Origin of the sequence: Nocardia sp. NPDC004604 (assembly GCF_040609795.1) — a bacterium.
GTDB lineage: Bacteria > Actinomycetota > Actinomycetes > Mycobacteriales > Mycobacteriaceae > Nocardia.
Genome location: NZ_JBEXLC010000054.1, coordinates 1 through 18,707, shown reverse-complemented (window position 1 = coordinate 18,707; position 18,707 = coordinate 1). Strand labels below are relative to the sequence as shown.

Annotated in this window: 17 protein-coding genes, 1 pseudogene and 1 riboswitch; of the genes and pseudogenes, 14 read left to right on the top strand and 4 right to left on the bottom strand. The window is 65.6% G+C overall.

The genetic code is table 11. The features are described 5' to 3' along the window. The first annotated feature begins 96 nt into the window (after nucleotides 1-96). Entirely contained in the window at nucleotides 97-1,620 is a 1,524-nt protein-coding gene (locus ABZW16_RS20515) for an MmgE/PrpD family protein (protein ID WP_354957525.1), read from the top strand. Between the two features lie 8 nt (nucleotides 1,621-1,628). On the opposite strand, the gene ABZW16_RS20510 is transcribed toward ABZW16_RS20515, so the two are convergent. Beyond that, nucleotides 1,629-1,844, bottom strand: a complete 216-nt coding sequence (locus tag ABZW16_RS20510; protein ID WP_354957524.1) for a DUF1737 domain-containing protein — start codon at nucleotides 1,842-1,844, stop codon at nucleotides 1,629-1,631. 26 nt (nucleotides 1,845-1,870) lie between these two features. Here ABZW16_RS20510 and prpB point away from each other — a divergent pair, with 26 nt between their 5' ends. The 3 genes from prpB to ABZW16_RS20495 all read left to right on the top strand — a co-directional run bounded on the left by prpB (nucleotide 1,871) and on the right by ABZW16_RS20495 (nucleotide 4,411). Beyond that, nucleotides 1,871-2,779 carry a methylisocitrate lyase gene (gene prpB / locus ABZW16_RS20505; protein ID WP_354957523.1) on the top strand — a complete coding sequence of 303 codons (909 nt, stop codon included), beginning with the start codon at nucleotides 1,871-1,873 and terminating at the stop codon, nucleotides 2,777-2,779. Between the two features lie 2 nt (nucleotides 2,780-2,781). After that, entirely contained in the window at nucleotides 2,782-3,912 is a 1,131-nt protein-coding gene (locus ABZW16_RS20500; protein WP_354957556.1) for a bifunctional 2-methylcitrate synthase/citrate synthase, read from the top strand. A 115-nt stretch (nucleotides 3,913-4,027) separates the two neighbouring features. Beyond that, nucleotides 4,028-4,411 (top strand): limonene-1,2-epoxide hydrolase family protein, encoded by a 384-nt coding sequence (locus ABZW16_RS20495; protein WP_354957522.1) that lies wholly within the window; start codon nucleotides 4,028-4,030, stop codon nucleotides 4,409-4,411. Nucleotides 4,412-4,800: 389 nt separating this feature from the next. Here ABZW16_RS20495 and metE read toward each other — a convergent pair whose 3' ends face one another. Next, nucleotides 4,801-7,065: a 5-methyltetrahydropteroyltriglutamate--homocysteine S-methyltransferase gene (gene metE / locus ABZW16_RS20490; protein WP_354957520.1), complete on the bottom strand. Its 2,265-nt coding sequence runs from the start codon at nucleotides 7,063-7,065 to the stop codon at nucleotides 4,801-4,803. A 161-nt stretch (nucleotides 7,066-7,226) separates the two neighbouring features. After that, nucleotides 7,227-7,483, bottom strand: a riboswitch (cobalamin riboswitch). A gap of 331 nt (nucleotides 7,484-7,814) precedes the next feature. Here metE and ABZW16_RS20485 point away from each other — a divergent pair. The 3 genes from ABZW16_RS20485 to coaD are packed head-to-tail and all read left to right on the top strand — an operon-like array spanning nucleotide 7,815 to nucleotide 12,316. Continuing rightward, nucleotides 7,815-11,219 (top strand): pyruvate carboxylase, encoded by a 3,405-nt coding sequence (locus ABZW16_RS20485; RefSeq protein WP_354957519.1) that lies wholly within the window; start codon nucleotides 7,815-7,817, stop codon nucleotides 11,217-11,219. Then, nucleotides 11,216-11,776, top strand: coding sequence for a 16S rRNA (guanine(966)-N(2))-methyltransferase RsmD (gene rsmD / locus ABZW16_RS20480; protein ID WP_354957518.1), 561 nt, complete (start codon nucleotides 11,216-11,218; stop codon nucleotides 11,774-11,776). The genes ABZW16_RS20485 and rsmD overlap by 4 nt, the downstream gene beginning before the upstream one ends. Nucleotides 11,777-11,830: 54 nt before the next feature. Beyond that, on the top strand, nucleotides 11,831-12,316 hold the full coding sequence (gene coaD / locus ABZW16_RS20475; RefSeq protein ID WP_354957517.1) for a pantetheine-phosphate adenylyltransferase: 486 nt from the start codon (nucleotides 11,831-11,833) through the stop codon (nucleotides 12,314-12,316). A gap of 207 nt (nucleotides 12,317-12,523) precedes the next feature. Here coaD and ABZW16_RS20470 read toward each other — a convergent pair whose 3' ends face one another. Beyond that, entirely contained in the window at nucleotides 12,524-13,090 is a 567-nt protein-coding gene (locus ABZW16_RS20470; RefSeq protein ID WP_354957516.1) for a GtrA family protein, read from the bottom strand. A 341-nt stretch (nucleotides 13,091-13,431) separates the two neighbouring features. Here ABZW16_RS20470 and ABZW16_RS20465 point away from each other — a divergent pair, with 341 nt between their 5' ends. The 7 genes from ABZW16_RS20465 (at nucleotide 13,432) to ABZW16_RS20435 (ending at nucleotide 18,485) form a co-directional block, all read left to right on the top strand. Then, entirely contained in the window at nucleotides 13,432-14,178 is a 747-nt protein-coding gene (locus ABZW16_RS20465; protein WP_354957515.1) for a DivIVA domain-containing protein, read from the top strand. A gap of 106 nt (nucleotides 14,179-14,284) precedes the next feature. Beyond that, complete coding sequence (locus ABZW16_RS20460) at nucleotides 14,285-14,911, top strand: DUF177 domain-containing protein (protein WP_354957514.1); 627 nt, start codon at nucleotides 14,285-14,287, stop codon at nucleotides 14,909-14,911. Between the two features lie 61 nt (nucleotides 14,912-14,972). Continuing rightward, nucleotides 14,973-15,155, top strand: a complete 183-nt coding sequence (gene rpmF, locus ABZW16_RS20455) for a 50S ribosomal protein L32 (protein ID WP_014987105.1) — start codon at nucleotides 14,973-14,975, stop codon at nucleotides 15,153-15,155. 22 nt (nucleotides 15,156-15,177) lie between these two features. Continuing rightward, entirely contained in the window at nucleotides 15,178-15,900 is a 723-nt protein-coding gene (gene rnc, locus ABZW16_RS20450) for a ribonuclease III (protein ID WP_354957513.1), read from the top strand. A 1-nt stretch (nucleotide 15,901) separates the two neighbouring features. Next, nucleotides 15,902-16,768 (top strand): bifunctional DNA-formamidopyrimidine glycosylase/DNA-(apurinic or apyrimidinic site) lyase, encoded by an 867-nt coding sequence (gene mutM / locus ABZW16_RS20445; RefSeq protein WP_354957512.1) that lies wholly within the window; start codon nucleotides 15,902-15,904, stop codon nucleotides 16,766-16,768. A 56-nt stretch (nucleotides 16,769-16,824) separates the two neighbouring features. Then, on the top strand, nucleotides 16,825-17,406 hold the full coding sequence (locus ABZW16_RS20440) for a dihydrofolate reductase family protein (protein ID WP_354957511.1): 582 nt from the start codon (nucleotides 16,825-16,827) through the stop codon (nucleotides 17,404-17,406). 8 nt (nucleotides 17,407-17,414) lie between these two features. Next, entirely contained in the window at nucleotides 17,415-18,485 is a 1,071-nt protein-coding gene (locus ABZW16_RS20435; protein ID WP_354957510.1) for a PHP domain-containing protein, read from the top strand. Nucleotides 18,486-18,613: 128 nt separating this feature from the next. Here the strand turns inward: ABZW16_RS20435 and ABZW16_RS20430 are convergent. Further along, nucleotides 18,614-18,707: pseudogene (locus ABZW16_RS20430) on the bottom strand (50S ribosomal protein L11); the annotation flags it as partial.

Below are 18,707 nucleotides of genomic sequence, written 5' to 3'. Positions count from 1 at the left end.
GCAGAAATCCGCTGTTGCAAGGGATTTTGCCGTCGATCAATCCTGCGTAGCGTGCGAAGTGGGGCAGCTGGCCCGCCGCATGGAACCGGAGGATGGATGAAGACACATATCGTACGCGCCCGCGGCGCCACCGAGGACTTTCCGCGCTCGGAACATCTGGCCGCCAAGATTGCCGAGGTTGCCGCCGATCCGGTCGAGGTGCGCGCCGAGGTGACCGAGATGATCGTGAATCGGATCATCGACAATGCGGCCGTCGCCGCGGCCGCCCTGGTCCGCGGACCGGTAGCCAGCGCGCGGGCACAGGCTCTTGCGCAGCCGTACATGCCGCGGCCGGGTCGGGCGGGTGCCACCGTTTTCGGGCTGTCCGCGCCCGACCGGGTATCGCCGGAGTGGGCCGCGTCGGCCAATGGAGTCGCGGTGCGCGAACTCGACTTTCACGACACCTTCCTCGCCGCCGAGTACTCGCATCCGGGCGATAACATCTCGCCGATTCTCGCCGTCGCCCAGCACACCGGACGCAGCGGCGCCGAGCTGATCCGTGGCCTGGCCACCGGTTACGAGATCCAGATCGACCTGGCGCGCGGAATCTGCCTGCACGAGCACAAGATCGATCACGTCGCCCACCTCGGTCCGTCCGCCGCCGCGGGCATCGGGACGCTACTCGGACTCGACACCGAGACGATCTATCAGGCGATCGGGCAGGCGCTGCACACCACTACCGCGACCCGGCAATCCCGCAAGGGTGAAATCTCCAGCTGGAAGGCCTATGCCCCCGCATTTGCCGGGAAGATGGCGGTGGAGGCGGTGGATCGCGCCATGCGCGGCGAGGGTGCGCCCGCGCCGATCTGGGAGGGCGCGGACGGCGTCATCGCCTGGCTGCTCGGCGGTCCGGACGCGGAATACCAGGTGCCGTTGCCGAGCCCGGGCGAAGCGAAGCGCGCGATCCTGGACAGCTACACCAAGGAGCATTCGGCCGAATACCAGAGTCAGGCACCCATCGATCTCGCGCGCCGAATGCGTTCGCGCATCGGCGATCTCGATCAGATCGCCGCGATCGTTTTGCATACCAGCCAGCACACGCATGTGGTGATCGGCACCGGATCCGGTGATCCGCAGAAGTTCGATCCGCAGGCCAGTCGGGAGACGCTCGACCATTCCGTTCCTTATATCTTCGCGGTCGCGCTGCAAGACGGCGGCTGGCATCACGAGCGGTCGTATGCGCCCGAGCGCGCACGCCGGGCCGATACCGTCGCGCTGTGGCGCAAGATCTCTACCGTCGAGGATCCGGAGTGGACCCGCCGCTATCACGCCATTGATCCGAATGAAAAGGCCTTCGGGGCGCGGGCTGTCGTGACCCTGAAAAGCGGCGAAACGATCATCGACGAGCTCGCGGTCGCCGATGCACATCCGCTCGGCACGCGGCCCTTCGCCCGCGAGCAGTATCTCGCGAAGTTCCGAACGCTCGCCGAGGGTGTCATCGATCCCGCTGAGCAGCAACGCTTCCTCGACGCGGTGCAGCGCACGCCAGCATTGGCCGCCGGTGCGCTGGATCAGCTGACATTCACCGTATCGCCCGAGGTCCTGGGGCGGGCGCCGATGGCACGCGAGGGGATCTTCTGATGCTCGTCCTACTCCTCGCCCCAGACCAGCGCCTGTGCGGCGATCACGTCGGTGCCGTTGAATGTGACGGCGGGCGATCCGTGCAGCCGGTAACCCTGATCGAGCAGGTCGCTGATCCGCTCGCAGAAGGTAGCGTCGTCGACGCCGGTGATCAGTCGGTAGCGCAGGCGGTGATCTTCGGACCCACCACCCGGCATCGAATCGCTGTGCGAAGCTTCGCTCATCGGTCCAGCCTAGGGCGGCGGTCGCGGTGACCGGACTGCTGGCCGCCGCCACGAGTGCGGCCGATAAGCGTGCGGCGCTGCGGGCCGGGCTGGCTTCCAGGCGGCTCCAGCGCTGGCCCGGGGCATTCAATCCGCTGGTGGCCAAGCTGATTCAGCAGCTCGGCTTCGAGGGCGTCTATGTCTCCGGAGCGGTGGTTTCGGCCGAACTCGCGCTGCCGGATATCGGGCTGACCACGCTCACCGAGGTGACCGCGCGCGGACAGCAGATCGCGCGGGTGACCGATCTGCCGGTGCTGATCGATGCCGATACCGGATTCGGCGAGCCGATGAATGCGGCGCGCACGGTGACCCTGCTGGAAGATGCCGGGTTGGCGGGCTGTCATATCGAGGACCAGGTGAATCCCAAGCGCTGTGGTCATCTCGACGGTAAGGCGGTGGTTCCGGTTGCCGAGATGGTTCGCCGCTTGCGTGCCGCGGTCGCGGCCCGGCGTGACCCGAATTTCGTCGTCTGCGCGCGCACCGATGCGCGGGGGACCGAAGGGCTGGACGCGGCGATCGACCGGGCCAGGGCATATGCCGACGCCGGTGCGGATCTGATCTTCACCGAGGCGCTGACCGACGCCGCCGAATTCGCGAAGTTTCGTACGGCGGTGGATATTCCGTTGCTCGCGAATATGACCGAGTTCGGCAAGTCGGAGCTGCTGTCCGCGGGCACGCTGGCCGATCTCGGCTATAACGCCGTTATCTATCCGGTAACCACATTGCGCTTGGCGATGTATGCGGTCGAGCGGGGTCTGCGTGAAATCGCCGACACCGGAACGCAATCCGGATTGATGCCGCAGATGCAGCACCGGGCGCGGCTCTACGAATTGCTGGATTACCAGCAGTACAACGACTTCGATTCCGGAATCTTCAATTTCACCGTGAGCGAGTGACCATGACCGATATCAAGAAGGGTTTGGCCGGGGTGGTGGTCGATACCACCAGCATCTCCAAGGTGGTGCCCGAGACCAATTCGCTGACCTACCGCGGCTATGCGGTGCAGGATCTGGCGCGGTACTGCGGTTTCGAGGAGGTCGCGTATCTGCTGTGGTACGGCGAACTGCCCGATGCCGCCCAACTCCAACTACTGTGCCAGCGTGAACGCGCACAGCGACGCGTCGATCGGTCGATCCTGTCGCTGATCGAGAAGCTGCCGGACAACTGTCATCCGATGGATGTGGTCCGGACGGTGGTCAGCTACCTGGGCGCCCAGGATCCGGATCTCGATGCCGCGCAGGATGATCGGGCGCTCTTGGCGAAGTCGCTGCGACTGACCGCGGCGCTGCCCACGGTGATCGCGGCCGATATGCGCCGCCGCCATGGGCTGGATCCTGTTGCGCCGCACGCACAACTGGGCTTCGCGGAGAACTTTCTGAATATGTGCTTCGGAGAGGTTCCGGATCCGCGCATCGTGCGCGCCTTCGAGATTTCACTGATCCTATACGCGGAACACAGTTTCAACGCATCCACATTCGCCGCGCGGGTGGTCACCTCGACTCGCTCGGATATGTACAGCGCGATCACCGCGGCGATCGGCGCGCTCAAGGGTCCGCTACACGGTGGCGCCAATGAGGCCGTCATGCACATGATGCTGGAGATCGGTGAGCCCGAACGCGCTGCGGAGTGGTTGCGCGCGAAGCTGTCCGGCAAACAGAAGGTGATGGGGTTCGGGCATCGCGTCTATAAGAACGGCGACTCGCGGGTGCCGACAATGCGCGATGCTCTTGCGCGAGTTGCCGAGGTGACCGGCGGTCAGCGCTGGCTGCGCATGTATACCGCATTGGAGCAGGCCATGGCCGAGGCCACCGGCATCGAGCCCAATCTCGACTTTCCAGCCGGTCCCGCCTACTACCTGATGGGCTTCGACATCGAGATGTTCACACCCATCTTCGTGATGAGTCGCATTACCGGGTGGACCGCCCACATCATCGAGCAGTCCGCCGCCAATGCCCTCATCCGTCCGCTGTCCGAATACGTCGGGGTGCCGCAGCGCGAACTGCTGGTCTCGGGGGCGGCGGCGCACTGACTCGACGGATGATCGCGGCGAAGCCCTCCTCGACCAAGCGACTGTTTGGTGTAATCGGTGAGATCGAATCGACCGATGTGCCCATCGCATGGGCGCAAGGAAGCGAGCGAACCGAATGTCGAGTCCCGACGATATCGTCACCGCCATGTGCCGCAGCTGGGCCGATCCCGACCCGGACCGGATCAGCGCCTTCTTCGCCGAAGACGCCGTTTACCACAACATTCCGATGGAGCCGATCCACGGCCGTGCCGCCATCCGCGAGTTCATCGCCGGATTCCTCACGAGCTTCGAATCCATCGACTTCGATATCCACCACCAGGTCGCCAGCGGCAATATCGTGATGAACGAACGCACCGACACCCTGCGCGGCCTCGGCAAAGATACCCCGCTGCCGGTAATGGGTGTCTTCGAAGTCGCCGACGGTGCCATCACCGCCTGGCGCGACTACTTCGATATGGCTGCCATAAACCGAGCCTTCGGCACCGACGCCGCCGAGTAGCGGTTCCCGCCCGATGTCCGCCCGGAAAGATCTTTGGGATTCGGGAACCGAATCGGTCGGGCGCGCGTCGAATAGGGCATCGGGGGTGATATCTGATGGCGACGTATGAGGAGGGGTTACGTATGGATCGTTGCTCGGGATGTCCTGCGGGTTGGCGACGGGGATTGGGTGCTCGGTCGCGGATGCGTCCGATTGTGCGCAACGGTGAGGTTTGTGACAGGTACCCGCCCCGCCGCCGGTTGCGACCGTTTCCTGGGACCGAATCACCTTGATACGTAGTGTATTTCATTGATGGCGCGGGTGGTCCCCTCGACCACGCATCCGGTGCCGATACGCCCGCCCTCCCCGTCCGCGGGGAGGGCGGGCGCTATTCGGTCATGCCGAGATGATCAGCGCACCGCGGCCGCGGCCGCGACCAGATTGCGCAGGGAAGCCTCGACCTCGACCGGCCCGCGGGTCTTCAGCCCGCAGTCGGGATTGACCCAGAGTCGTTCGGCGGGAACGGCTTTCAATGCCGAGCGCAGTGCAGCGGTGATCTCCTCCACACTCGGCACCCGGGGCGAGTGAATGTCGTACACACCGGGTCCGACGCCGAGATCGAAGCCGCGTGCGTTGAGGTCGTCGAGTACTTCCATATGTGAACGCGCCGCCTCGATCGAGGTGACATCGGCATCGAGTCCGGCGATCGCATCGATGACCTCACCGAATTCCGAATAGCACAGGTGGGTGTGGATCTGGGTGGCATCCGATACCCCTGAGGTCGCCAGCCGGAACGCCCCGACCGACCACTCCAGATACGCGCCCTGGTCGGCCGCGCGCAGCGGCAACAGCTCCCGCAGTGCGGGCTCGTCGACCTGGATGATCCGAATGCCCGCGCCCTGCAGATCGATCGTCTCGTCCCTTATTGCCAATGCCACCTGGCGTGCCGAATCCGCCAATGGCTGATCGTCGCGCACGAACGACCAGGCCAAAATCGTCACCGGGCCGGTGAGCATGCCCTTGACCGGCTTATCGGTAAGCGATTGCGCGTAGCCGATCCAGTCGACGGTCATCGGCGCGGGTCGGGCCACATCGCCGAACAGGATCGGCGGCCGCACGCAGCGGGTGCCGTAGGACTGCACCCAGCCCGCTTCGGTGGCGGCGAATCCGTCGAGCTGTTCGGCGAAGTACTGCACCATGTCATTGCGTTCCGGCTCGCCGTGCACCAGCACGTCGAGTCCCAATTTCTCCTGCAGCGCAATGACATCGGCGATTTCCGAGCGCATCCGACGCACGTACTCGGCCGCATCGATCTCGCCCTTGCGCAGTGCCGCCCGTGCGAGCCGGATCGCCGAGGTCTGCGGATACGAACCGATCGTCGTGGTCGGCAATGACGGCAGCCGCAGCCGTTCGGCCTGCAGCACCCGTCGCTGCGGCGCGGGGGACCGCCGGGTGGCATCCGGACCGAGCGCCGCCAACCGCGCCCGGACCTGCGGATTGTCCAGCCTGGGATCGGTACGCCGGGTAGCAAGTGCCGAACGGGCGGCGACCAGTTCGGCGGTGATCGCATCGGGCCCCGCGCTCAGTGCGGTCGCGAGCAAGCGCACCTCGGCGACCTTCTCCGCACCGAATGCCAGCCACGAGCGCAACCGTTCGTCGAGGCCGGTTTCGGGCGCCAGCGTGTAGGGCACGTGCAGCAGCGAGCAGGAACTCGACACCGCAACGGATTTCGCACAACCCAGCAGCGCGCCGAGTGTCGTCAGCGCCCGATCCAGATCGGCCCGCCAGACATTTCGGCCGTCGACCACACCCGCGACCAGCAGCTTGTTCGCGAGCGCCGGTACCCCAGCCACTGCGGAGAGATCGGCGGCAGTGGTGAAGTCCACTGCGATGCCTTCGATTTCGGTCTCGGCCAGGGCGGCCAGCGCCGGGCCGGGACTGCCGAAGTAGGTCGCCACCAGCAGCGCCGGACGATCCGTCGCGGCCGATAGCTCGGCATAGGTGCGCCGGACCAGGTCGATCTCGTGGGCGGTCAGATCGGTGACCACCACCGGCTCGTCGAATTGCACCCACTCCGCGCCTGCCACGGCCAGCAGCCGCAACAGCTCACGGTAGAGCGGTACCAACTCGTCGAGGCGATCGAGCGCTGCACCGCCCGTCGCCTTCGCCAGTTTCAGGAAGGTGATCGGACCGACCACTACCGGCCGCGCGGGCACCCCGAGGGCAAGCGCCTCCTGCAGTTCATCCAGCACCTTCGACGGTTGCAGTGAGAACGCGGTCTCCGGGCCGATCTCCGGCACCAGATAGTGGTAGTTGGTATCGAACCACTTGGTCATTTCCAGGGGCTCGACCGTATCGGTGCCGCGCGCCGCGGCGAAATAGCGATCCAGCGGATCGGCGATTCCGGCCACCCGGGGCGGCAGCGCTCCGAGCAGCACGGCGGTATCGAGCACCTGGTCGTAATAGGAGAAGGTGCCGACCGGAATGGCATCGAGTCCGGCCGAATGCAATTCGGTCAGCTGATTGCGCCGCAGGTTGCGTGCGATCGCGTGTAGTTGCTCGGCGTCGATGTGTCCGGCCCAGTACGACTCGGTGGCACGCTTGAGCTCACGGTGCGGCCCCACCCGCGGGAGACCGAGAACCGTTGCGGTGAACGGGTTATGCGAAACAGTCACGAATTTCTCCAGTGCTGAGATCGAAGACCATCGCCCTACGAGCTCACGGAGACCAAGTGACGTGCCGGAAAATCCAACGACTGGAAAAACCAACCATGGAGCCCGACAGGTCGCACTGGTGGTCCGCGCGCCCAATCCACGAGGCGGTGGCCGCCGGATACGGCGTATCCGACACGGCTGGCAGGTCTTCGGACTTGCGGGCACGGGCCTTCTGGCCGACCCCGTACGGGGCTCACCTACTGGCCGTCGCTTCCCGGGCTGACCGTTTCGAGCGATCTGCAAGCAATCGCTACGGCCTACCCAGTGCTGATGACGGCGGTCGTTCCTGCATACCGCTGCGGGACAGTCCCGGATTCTCACCGGGTTCCCTCTCATCCGCACACCGGTATTCCGGTGGGCGAACTCGACTCCGTTGACGCGACGTCGGGGCTCCATCTCGTCTGCGCACGGCGAACCAGCTGCAACACCAAGCATAGGCGGGCGCGCAACCGGGTTTTGACGGCATACCTGTGATCATGATGTTCGCTGCGCAGGCCCACCCTTCGCCCGACCGCCACCCCCCACCGAATCACTACGCGATCCCGACTTTCGGGGCCGCGAACACGCCGCGCTGCAGGCGCGGCAAATTCAACACAGTATGTGACGACTGGATGAACACAACTTCGCAAGTCTGCTAGGAATGGTTGTGAAGATTCCTGCGAAGGGACTTCCCTGTCAAGGCTGCATTCCGGGCCGGGTACCTTAGGTCAATGTTCTCGAAAGTCTTGGTTGCCAACCGTGGCGAGATCGCGATCCGTGCCTTCCGCGCGGCCTACGAACTCGGCATCGGAACCGTCGCGGTATTCCCGTACGAGGATCGCAATTCGGTCCACCGGTTGAAGGCAGCCGAGTCCTACCAGATCGGCGAACAGGGCCACCCCGTCCGGGCGTATCTGTCCATCGAGGCGATCATTGCGGCGGCCAAGTCCGCCGGAGCCGACGCCGTCTACCCCGGCTACGGCTTCCTGTCGGAGAACCCGGACCTCGCGGCGGCCTGTGCGCGCGAGGGTATTACCTTCATCGGTCCGTCTGCCGCGGTACTCGAACTCGCGGGTAACAAGGCCCGCGCGATCGAGGCGGCCAAGGCGGCCGGACTGCCGGTACTGCGTTCGAGCGCGCCGTCGGCCGATGTCGACGAGCTGCTCGCGGCCGCTCAGGAGCTGGAGTACCCGATCTTCGTCAAGGCCGTCGCGGGCGGCGGCGGCCGCGGTATGCGGCGGGTTGCCGATCCGGCACAGCTGCGCGAATCGATCGAGGCCGCCTCCCGTGAGGCGGAATCGGCATTCGGCGATCCGACGGTCTTCCTGGAACAGGCCGTGGTGAATCCGCGCCATATCGAGGTGCAGATCCTGGCCGACCAGCACGGCAATGTCATGCACCTGTTCGAGCGCGACTGTTCGGTGCAGCGTCGCCACCAGAAGGTGATCGAGCTCGCCCCGGCACCCAACCTCGATCCGGCACTGCGCGAGCGCATCTGCAATGACGCGGTCGCCTTCGCCCGCCAGATCGGCTACAGCTGTGCCGGCACCGTCGAATTCCTGCTCGACGAGCGCGGCAACCACGTCTTCATCGAGATGAATCCGCGCATCCAGGTCGAGCACACGGTGACCGAGGAGATCACCGATGTCGACCTGGTGCAGTCCCAGCTGCGCATCGCGGCGGGGGAGACCCTGGAACAGCTCGGCCTGAGCCAGGAGAAGGTCACCATTCGCGGTGCTGCCCTGCAGTGCCGGATCACCACCGAGGATCCGGCCAATGGCTTCCGCCCCGATACCGGCCGCATCACCGCCTACCGCACCCCCGGCGGTGCGGGCATCCGCCTCGACGGCGGTGCGAATCTGGGCGCGGAGATCGGTGCCTACTTCGACTCGATGCTGGTCAAGCTCACCTGCCGCGGTCGCGATCTGCCCGCGGCGGTGGCCAGGGCCAGCCGTGCGCTCGCGGAGTTCCGTATCCGCGGCGTCACCACGAATATTCCGTTCCTGCTCGCGGTGCTCGACGATCCGGACTTCAAGGCGGGCCGGGTTACCACTTCGTTCATCGATGAGCGCCCGCAGCTGCTGACCCTGCGCGGCTCGGCCGACCGCGGCACCAAGATCCTGAACTACCTGGCCGATATCACCGTGAACAAGCCGCATGGTGAGCGCCCGACCACCGTCTACCCACACGACAAACTGCCCGCCATCGATCTGAGCGTGCCGCCGCCGGACGGTTCCCGGCAACGGCTGCTTCGGCTCGGCCCCGAGGGTTTCGCGCAGGCGCTGCGTGCGCAGAAGGCCGTCGGGGTCACTGATACCACCTTCCGCGACGCACACCAGTCGCTGTTGGCCACGCGGGTACGTACCAATGGTCTGCTCGGTGTGGCCGGACATGTCGCACGCCTGACACCGGAACTGCTCTCCATCGAGGCGTGGGGTGGCGCGACTTACGATGTGGCGCTGCGCTTCCTGTACGAGGATCCGTGGGAGCGGCTGGCGGCGTTGCGTGAGGCGATTCCGAACATCTGTCTGCAGATGTTGCTGCGCGGCCGCAATACCGTCGGCTACACGCCCTACCCCGAGCAGGTGACGCGTGCGTTCGTCTCGGAGGCGACCGCAACCGGCATCGACATCTTCCGCATCTTCGATGCGCTCAACAATGTCGACCAGATGCGTCCGGCCATCGATGCGGTGCGCGAAACCGGCACGGCCATTGCGGAAGTCGCGATGAGCTACACCGGCGATCTGAGCAACCCGGACGAGACGCTCTACACCCTCGATTACTACCTGAAGCTGGCCGAGCAGATTGTCGATGCTGGCGCGCATGTGCTCGCCATCAAGGATATGGCGGGTCTGCTGCGGGCACCCGCGGCGGCGACACTCGTTACCGCGCTGCGCAGTAATTTCGATCTGCCGGTCCACGTGCACACCCACGACACCCCCGGCGGTCAGCTCGCGACCTATCTGGCCGCCTGGCATGCCGGCGCCGACGCGGTCGACGGTGCGAGCGCCGCGATGGCCGGAACCACCTCACAGCCCGCACTTTCCGCGATCGTCGCGGCGGCGGCGCACAGTGAATTCGACACCGGCCTGAACCTGCAGAACGTCTGCGATCTGGAGCCGTACTGGGAGGCGCTGCGAAAGGTGTACGCGCCCTTCGAATCCGGGCTGCCCGCGCCGACCGGCCGGGTGTACACCCACGAAATCCCCGGTGGTCAGCTGTCGAATCTGCGGCAGCAGGCCATCGCACTGGGCCTCGGTGACCGTTTCGAAGAGGTCGAGGCGAAATACGCCGCGGCGGACCGGCTTCTGGGCCGCCTGGTCAAGGTCACCCCGTCCTCGAAGGTGGTCGGCGACCTCGCACTCGCACTGGTCGGCACCGGTGTCGACATCGAGAGTTTCGCCGCCGATCCGGGTCGCTACGACATTCCGGATTCGGTAATCGGTTTCCTGCGTGGCGAACTCGGCACCCCGGCCGGCGGCTGGCCCGAACCGTTCCGCAGTCGCGCACTGGCCGGCCGTGGTCCGGCCAAGCCCGAGACACCGCTCACCGCCGAGGACGAAGCCGGACTGAACGGAACCTCCGGACAGCGCCGCGCCACCCTCAACCGGCTGCTCTTCCCCGGCCCGACGGCCGAATTCAATGCCCACCGGGAGAAGTACGGCGACACCATGGGCCTGTCGGCCAACCAGTTCTTCTACGGTCTGCGCCGCGGTGAGGAACACCGCGTGCAGCTGGAGAAGGGGGTCACCCTGCTGATCGGCCTGGAGGCGATCTCCGAACCCGACGAGCGCGGCATGCGCACGGTCATGTGCATCATGAACGGCCAGCTGCGCCCGGTCGCGGTGCGTGACCGCTCCGTCGCCAGCGATATCCCGGCCGCGGAGAAGGCGGATAAGAACAATGCGGGCCATATCGCCGCGCCGTTCGCCGGTGTGGTCACTTTGGCTGTGTCCGAAAGCGATTCGATCGCGGCCGGCGACATCATCGGCACCATTGAGGCGATGAAGATGGAGGCCGCGATCACCGCACCGCGCGCCGGCATCGTCGGCCGGGTCGCGATCGGCAAGGTGCAGCAGGTCGAGGGTGGTGACCTGCTGGTCGAACTGACCGTGCGCGAGTCCGCGGCGGAATGACCCGGATCGTCGCGGGCACCGCGGGCGGGCGACGACTGCGCGTCCCGCCCGCCGGTACCCGGCCTACCTCGGATCGGGTGCGCGAGGCGCTGTTCAGCGCGCTCGACGCCCGCATCGATTTCGATGGCGTCCGGGTGCTCGACCTGTACGCCGGATCCGGTGCGCTCGGTCTGGAGGCGCTCTCACGCGGCGCCACCAGCGCCCTGCTCATCGAATCCGATCGCAAGGCCGCCGCGATTGTGCGCGGCAATATCGCCGATCTCGGGCTGCCCGGCGCCGAACTCCGTATCGGGGCCGTCGCCAGCGTCCTGACCGGTGGCGGTGCGGGGGCCTACGACGTGGTCTTCTCTGATCCGCCCTACGACGTCGACACCGCCGCGGTCACCGCCGACCTGCGCGCCTTGGTCGAGCACGGCTGGCTGGCGCCCGGCGCATTCGTCGCCGTGGAGCGCTCCAGCCGCTCACCCGAGATCGTCTGGCCCGCAGGCTATATCCCGGCGAAGGCGCGTAAATATGGCGAAACCCGCATCGAACTAGCCGAATTCGCCCCGGAGTAACGCCGTCATCGCGGCGTCCGAGGTGGCCATCGGAGCTCCTGATACCGTCTGTCCATGGCAGGAGCGATGTGCCCGGGCTCGTTCGACCCGGTGACCAATGGACATATCGACGTCTTCGCCCGGGCTGCGGCGCAGTTCGACGAGGTCGTAGTGACCGTCAGCGTCAATCCCAAGAAGCAGGGCATGTTCAGCGTCGAGGAACGCATGGAGATGCTGCGCGAGGCCACCGCGCACCTGCCCAATGTGCGGGTGGAGTCCTGGCAGGGCCTGCTCGTGGACTTTGCCAAGCAGGAGGGCCTCACCGCAATCGTCAAGGGTCTGCGCGATGCCACCGATTTCGGCTACGAACTGCAGATGGCCCAGATGAACAAGAAGCTCTCCGGCGTCGACACCTTCTTCATCGCCACCAACCCGACCTTCAGCTACCTGTCCAGCTCGCTGGTCAAGGAGGTAGCCGCCTACGGCGGCGATGTCACCGATATGCTCCCGCCCGCCGTCCACAAGCGCCTACTCGATCGCCTGGCGGAACGGAAAGGCTGAGCGGAGCTCTTAATACGATTCGCCTCGGTCCCAAGCTCGGGACCGAGGCGAATCGTATTAGGGCTGCTACTGGCCGACTGATTTCGTGCGTACATGGGTAACTCGCCGGGTACGCCCAAACGACATGCAACTCCCAACCGCCGGTCCGCGACGTGATTTTCGTGGCACTTACGACCGGCAAAAGGCGCGGGGAGGCGGGGGAGCATCTCAGAAGACCAGGCCGCGCAGGGCGAGGAAGCGCATGCCGCCGACCGCGGTGGTAATGGCGAGGATGGCAGTGGCCTGGAACGTGTCGCCCATACCGGGGGTCCATACCTCGAGCGCGGCCAGCGCAGCAGTGGTGATGCCGAGCCCGACCAGCGCGAGTCCGCCGCCCTCCCACTGTGCGGTGAACCAGCCGACCCGGCCCGCCGCGTGGAAGGTGAGCTGACGGTGCAGTTCATTGGCGATCACGGTGCTCACGATCGAGCCGGCGATATTGGCGACCAGTGGACCGACGCCGTGCATCGCGAAGAACAACAGCACATAGGCAACGTTGCTGGAACCGCCGACCAGGGCGAAGCGGATCAACTGGGCCAGCGCCCGGTCGCCGCGCAGGTACTGCATGAGCTGGGCGAACCGATACGCCGTCGCAATACGCAGGACCGGGTACGGCCCCGCCCACGGCGTGTACAAACTACTCGTCGGCAGTGCCGCCGTCCGCGGTAGTTCCAGTACGGTCATTGTCTTTCCGATCCCACACGAGCCTTCGGTACGGATAACCGCGATGGTCATCGCATCCTTCCGCCGACTCTCGAGAGGTTCCTCACGTATTGCGTGTTCAGTATGTACTGAACAATCGGAACTAGTCAATCGTCGGGGCGAAGGAATCCGCCCGGTTGGCCTCCTCTATCCCCACAGTCCCGGTCGGGGCCTGCAATCTACTTAAGAAGATCTTGTTCGGACCTTCTGGATAAATGTAACACCAAGTGGAGATATATCCTCCACTTGTTTTTGTGGCGTACGAGACACCCACACGACACACCGATGGGTGACTCGGCACGAGCCGTGACGAGGGGCACACTGGGCCTCGGCGGAAATTTCGCCGTAGGTCTGCAGGAGAGTGGGGTAAGAGCATGTATCGCGTATTCGAAGCACTCGACGAGCTGGTCGCCATTGTCGAGGAAGCGCGCGGCATCCCGCCGACCCGCAGCTGCATCGTCCCGCGCGGCGATGTGCTCGAACTGCTCGACGATGTGCGCGATGCGCTGCCCGGCGAACTCGACGACGCCCAGGATGTGCTCGACCATCGCGACAAGATCGTCTCCGATGCCCGTTCCGCCGCCGAGACGACGGTGACGACCGCGAACGAACAGGCCGAGCAGACCATCGGATCGGCCCGCGAGGAGGCCGACCGGATCCTCGCCGACGCCAAGGCGCACGCCGACCGGATGGTGGCCGAGGCCAGTGCGCACGCCGATCATCTCGTCAACACCGCCCAGGCCGAGGCCGACCGCGTCGTTGCCGACGGCAATGCCGAATTCGAGGCCGTCACCGGCCGGGCGCGCGTGGAATCCGAGCGGATGATCGAGGCGGGCAAGGCCTCCTATGGCCGCTCGGTCGCCGAGGGTGAGGCCGAGCGCGATCGCCTGGTCACGCAGACCGAGGTGGTGCGTGCCGCGCACGCCGAATCGGCCCGGCTCATCGACGGGGCGCATGAAGAGGTCGATCGGATGCGCGACGAGTGCGACCACTATGTCGACAGCAGGCTCGCCGACTTCGAAGAGAACCTCAACGCCACCCTGCGGATCGTCCGCGGCGGGCGTCACCAACTGCGTTCCGGTGCGGGCGCTCCGGATTACGCGGCCGACTATCGCCGCTGATATCCCGCGCCGATTCGGCATGTTTCAGACGGTTTGGGCGTACACCGTGCTCTCGCGTATTGTTGAGTGGTTGCCCATTTCCCCTCGAATGTGAAGTGAGTTCGTGATGTCCGCCGGTTCCGGTTCCGCATCGCGTCCTCGTACGGCCTCGCGCCGCACGCCGGACGCGGGTCTCGTGCTGGATGTCATCAGCCTGGGCCGTCGCCCCGGCACGATGAAAGAGCTGCATCGTGTGGTCACCACCGACGAGCGGATCGGGCTGGATCTGATCGCCATTCCGGCGGGCGCCGAGGTGGATCTCGATCTGCGGTTGCAGGCGGTATCCGAGGGTGTGCTCGTCACCGGGACGGCCACCGCGCCGACGGCGGGGGAGTGTTCGCGCTGCCTCGAACCGTTCACCGGCACGGTGGACATTCACCTCACGGAACTGTTCGCCTATCCGGACAGCACCACCGAGCAGACCACCGAGGACGACGAGATCTACCGCATAGTGGACGACAAGATCGACCTGGAACCGGTGATCACGGACCAGATCGGCCTGGAACTGCCGCTGCAGCCGCTGTGTACTCCGGACTGCGCGGGTCTGTGTCCGGAATGCGGTGTCCGGATGGCGATTGCGGGTTCGGACCACCGGCATGAGATACTTGACCCTCGCTGGGCCGGGTTGGCGAGGTTCGCCACCGAGTCGCCCGGCAATGGCAGCCCCGATGCGGGTGCCGACCCAGACGTTTAGACCAGACCAGTAAGACCGTGCTGCCTAACTGGCGAGCAATAGGACAAGAGGAGAAGTAGTCGTGGCCGTTCCCAAGCGCCGGATGTCCCGTTCCAACACCAGGTCGCGGCGCAGCCAGTGGAAGGCCACCGCGCCGACCCTGATCACGTGCCCGAACCGCGCCTGCGGCGAGAAGACCCTGCCGCATATCGCGTGCCCCTCCTGCGGCACCTACAAGGGCCGCCAGGTTACCGCTGCTGTCTGATCGTTCGACCTGTCGTATCGACGTGACCGCCAGCAAGGACGAACCCGGCCCGTCCGGTGAACATGCGAGCCTACTCGCGGCGCTCGGCGTCGACGTGTCGGCCGATCTGCTGCGGCTGGCGCTGACGCACCGGTCGTACGCATACGAGAACGGCGGGCTGCCGACCAACGAGCGTCTGGAATTCCTCGGCGACTCGGTCCTCGGCCTGAGCATTACCGAGCGGCTGTACCACGAGCACCCGGACAAGTCCGAGGGCGAACTGGCCAAGCTGCGGGCGAGCGTGGTGAATATGCACGCGCTCGCCGAGGTGGCGCGCGGGCTCGGTGAAGGCGGGCTCGGCGTGCACCTGCTGCTCGGTAAGGGCGAAGAGCTCACCGGCGGCCGGGACAAGCCGAGCATTCTCGCCGATGGCATGGAGTCACTGCTCGGCGCGGTGCATCTCGAGCACGGTATCGATGTCGCGCGTGAGGTGGTGTTGCGGCTGTTCGCCGACCTGCTCGAGCGCGGCCCGAGAATGGGCGCGGGGCTCGACTGGAAGACAAGTCTGCAGGAGCTCACCGCCGAGCGCGGTCTCGGTGTGCCCAGCTACGAGATCACCTCGACAGGTCCCGACCACGACAAGGAATTCACCGCGACCACCGTGATCGGCGGTCGTCCGTACGGTCAGGGCGTCGGCCGCTCCAAGAAGGAAGCCGAGCAGAAGGCCGCGGGCGCCGCCTATCAGTCGCTGACCGACGAAGTCTGACGTGCCGGAACTGCCCGAGGTCGAGGTCGTTCGGCGCGGACTCGCCGAACATGTCGTCGGGCGGGTCATCGAATCTGTCACGGTGACCCACCCCAGGTCGGTGCGCCGCCATCTGGAAGGCGCCGACGATCTGACGGCTCGGATGAAGGGTCTGCGGGTCGCGGCTGCCGAACGTCGCGGCAAGTACTTGTGGCTCACCTTCGATGAACCCGATACCTCGTTGGTGGTCCATCTCGGAATGAGCGGGCAGATGCTGGTGCAACCTGCCGATGCCCCCGTGGAGAAGCACGCACATATCCTGGCGACCCTCGACGATGGCAGCCAGCTGCGCTTCGTCGACCAGCGCACCTTCGGCGGGTGGGCGCTCGCGCCGTTGGTCGAGGTGGACGGCACCCCGGTGCCCGAGCCCGTCGCACATATCGCGCGGGATCCGCTCGATCCGCGCTATGACCCCGAAGTCGTGGTGGCCGCGCTGCGCGCCAAACAGACCGAGATCAAGCGTGTTCTGCTCGATCAGACGGTGATCTCCGGGGTCGGCAATATCTACGCCGACGAATCGCTGTGGCGGGCGAAAATCCATGGCAGTCGGCTGGCGTCCGGCTTGATCAGACCCGCCGTGCGCACCCTGCTCGCCGAGGTCGGCGCCGTGATGGGGGAGGCGCTTGCCGCCGGTGGCACCTCCTTCGACGCGCTATATGTCAATGTCAACGGCCAATCGGGTTACTTCGAACGCGCGCTCGCGGTCTACGGCCGCGAAGACGAACCCTGTCGTCGCTGCGGTGCGCCCATCCTGCGCGAGAAGTTCATGAATCGTTCTTCCTACTCCTGCCCGCGCTGCCAGCCGAAGGCCCGCCGCCGGTCGCATTAGCGAGCTACCGTTCTTCTAGGCGTTCGGAAACCAGACCGGCCGTGGAGGAAGGACATATGCGCAAACTCACCTACTACGTCGCCTCGACAATCGATGGGTTCATCGCCACCGAGGAGGGGTCGGTCGACTTCTTTCCGGTCGGTGGCGATCACGGCCCGGCGATCACCGCGCAGTACCCCGAGACCCTGCCGACGAAGGTGCGAGAGGCCCTCGGCATCGATAAGCGCAACCGTTACTTCGACACCGTGCTGATGGGTCGCAAGACCCACGACTTCGGTGTTCGCACCGGAACCTCGAGCCCGTATGCGCATCTGCGGCAGTTCGTAGTATCGACGACGTTGCCGGAGAGCCCGGATCCTTCGGTCGAGCTGATCTCGGCCGATCCGCTGGCGAAAGTGCAAGAGCTGAAGCGGGAAAACGGACTCGGGATCTGGCTGTGCGGCGGCGGGGAACTGGCGCAGGTGTTGCTGCCGGAGATCGATCAGATCTTCCTGAAGCTGTATCCGGTCGTACTCGGCCGTGGCCGTTCACTGTTCGGTTCCGGGTCGCGACTGCCGGATGCGGCCAGGTTCCGGGTGATCACCAGCCGGGTATTCGAGGACGGGGTGGCCTTCATCAAGTACAGCAGGATTCGATAGTCGCTGTGGTGCAAGATGATTCGGTCGCCGTACCGGATTCGGGCAATGGTCCGGGTCCGGTGGAGGCGCTGCGCGAGATCGGTTTCTGGCTCGAACGTGGACGGGCGCAATCACATCGGGTGAAGGCCTACCGGCGAGCCGCCGATATCGTGGCGGGGATGCCGGAGGACGAGCTCGCGACCCATCGTGCGGCGCGCAGCTGGCGCGAGCTCGCGGGCATCGGACCGAAGACCGCCGCCGTCATCGAACAGGCGTATTCCGGTGCGGTACCAGCATATTTGAGCGAATTGCGCCAGGCCGCGCAGCCGATCGGCACACCCGGTAAGCCGCTGCGGGCTCGGTTGCGCGGTGATCTGCATACGCATTCCGATTGGTCCGATGGCGGCAGTCCGATCGCGGAGATGATGGGTGTCGCCGCCGCGCTCGGTCACGAATACTGCGCACTGACCGATCATTCGCCGCGGCTGACCGTCGCGAACGGACTTTCCGCCGACCGACTACGGCGGCAGCTGGATGTGGTCGCGGAGCTCAACGAGCGGATGGCGCCGTTTCGAATCCTCACCGGGATCGAGGTGGACATCCTCGATGACGGGACCCTGGATCAGCAGGCAGATCTGCTCGCCGAGCTGGATATCGTCGTCGCGAGCGTACATTCGCATCTGCGCGCCGAGAGCGAGACCATGACCAAGCGGATGGTGTACGCGGTCGCGAATCCGAATGTGGATGTGCTCGGGCATTGCACCGGCCGATTGATCACCGGCGAGCGGGGTACTCGGCCGGAGTCGACTTTCGATGCCGAGCTGGTCTTCGAGGCGTGCCGGAGTTACGGCACGGCCGTGGAGATCAACAGCCGTCCCGAACGTCTCGACCCGCCGTCTCGGCTGCTGCGGCTGGCCGATGAGATGGGGTGTTACTTCTCGATCGACACCGATGCGCATGCCCCGGGCCAATTGGATTGGCAGGGCTACGGCTGTGAGCGCGCCGTCGCGAATGGTGTTGCGGCGGAGCGGGTTATCAATACCTGGCCGGTGGACAAGCTGCTGGCATGGACGGAGTCGGCGACCGCGGACGTGGTTTGATCGCGGTGACCGTCGGAGTGGGCAGATCGACCTCGACCGGCGCATCGCAGTAACTCACACCTGATCGCGCGGCCGGGTTGGCCGCCGGGTTAACTGTTGCCGAACAATCGTGCGGGATTCGGGATCACCATGATGTTCACACCTGCTTGACCTAATGCTGGACCAACTGGTGGTGCTGGGTTCGCTTTACCTGCAGGAATTTGTAATTTAACTACTTTTTCT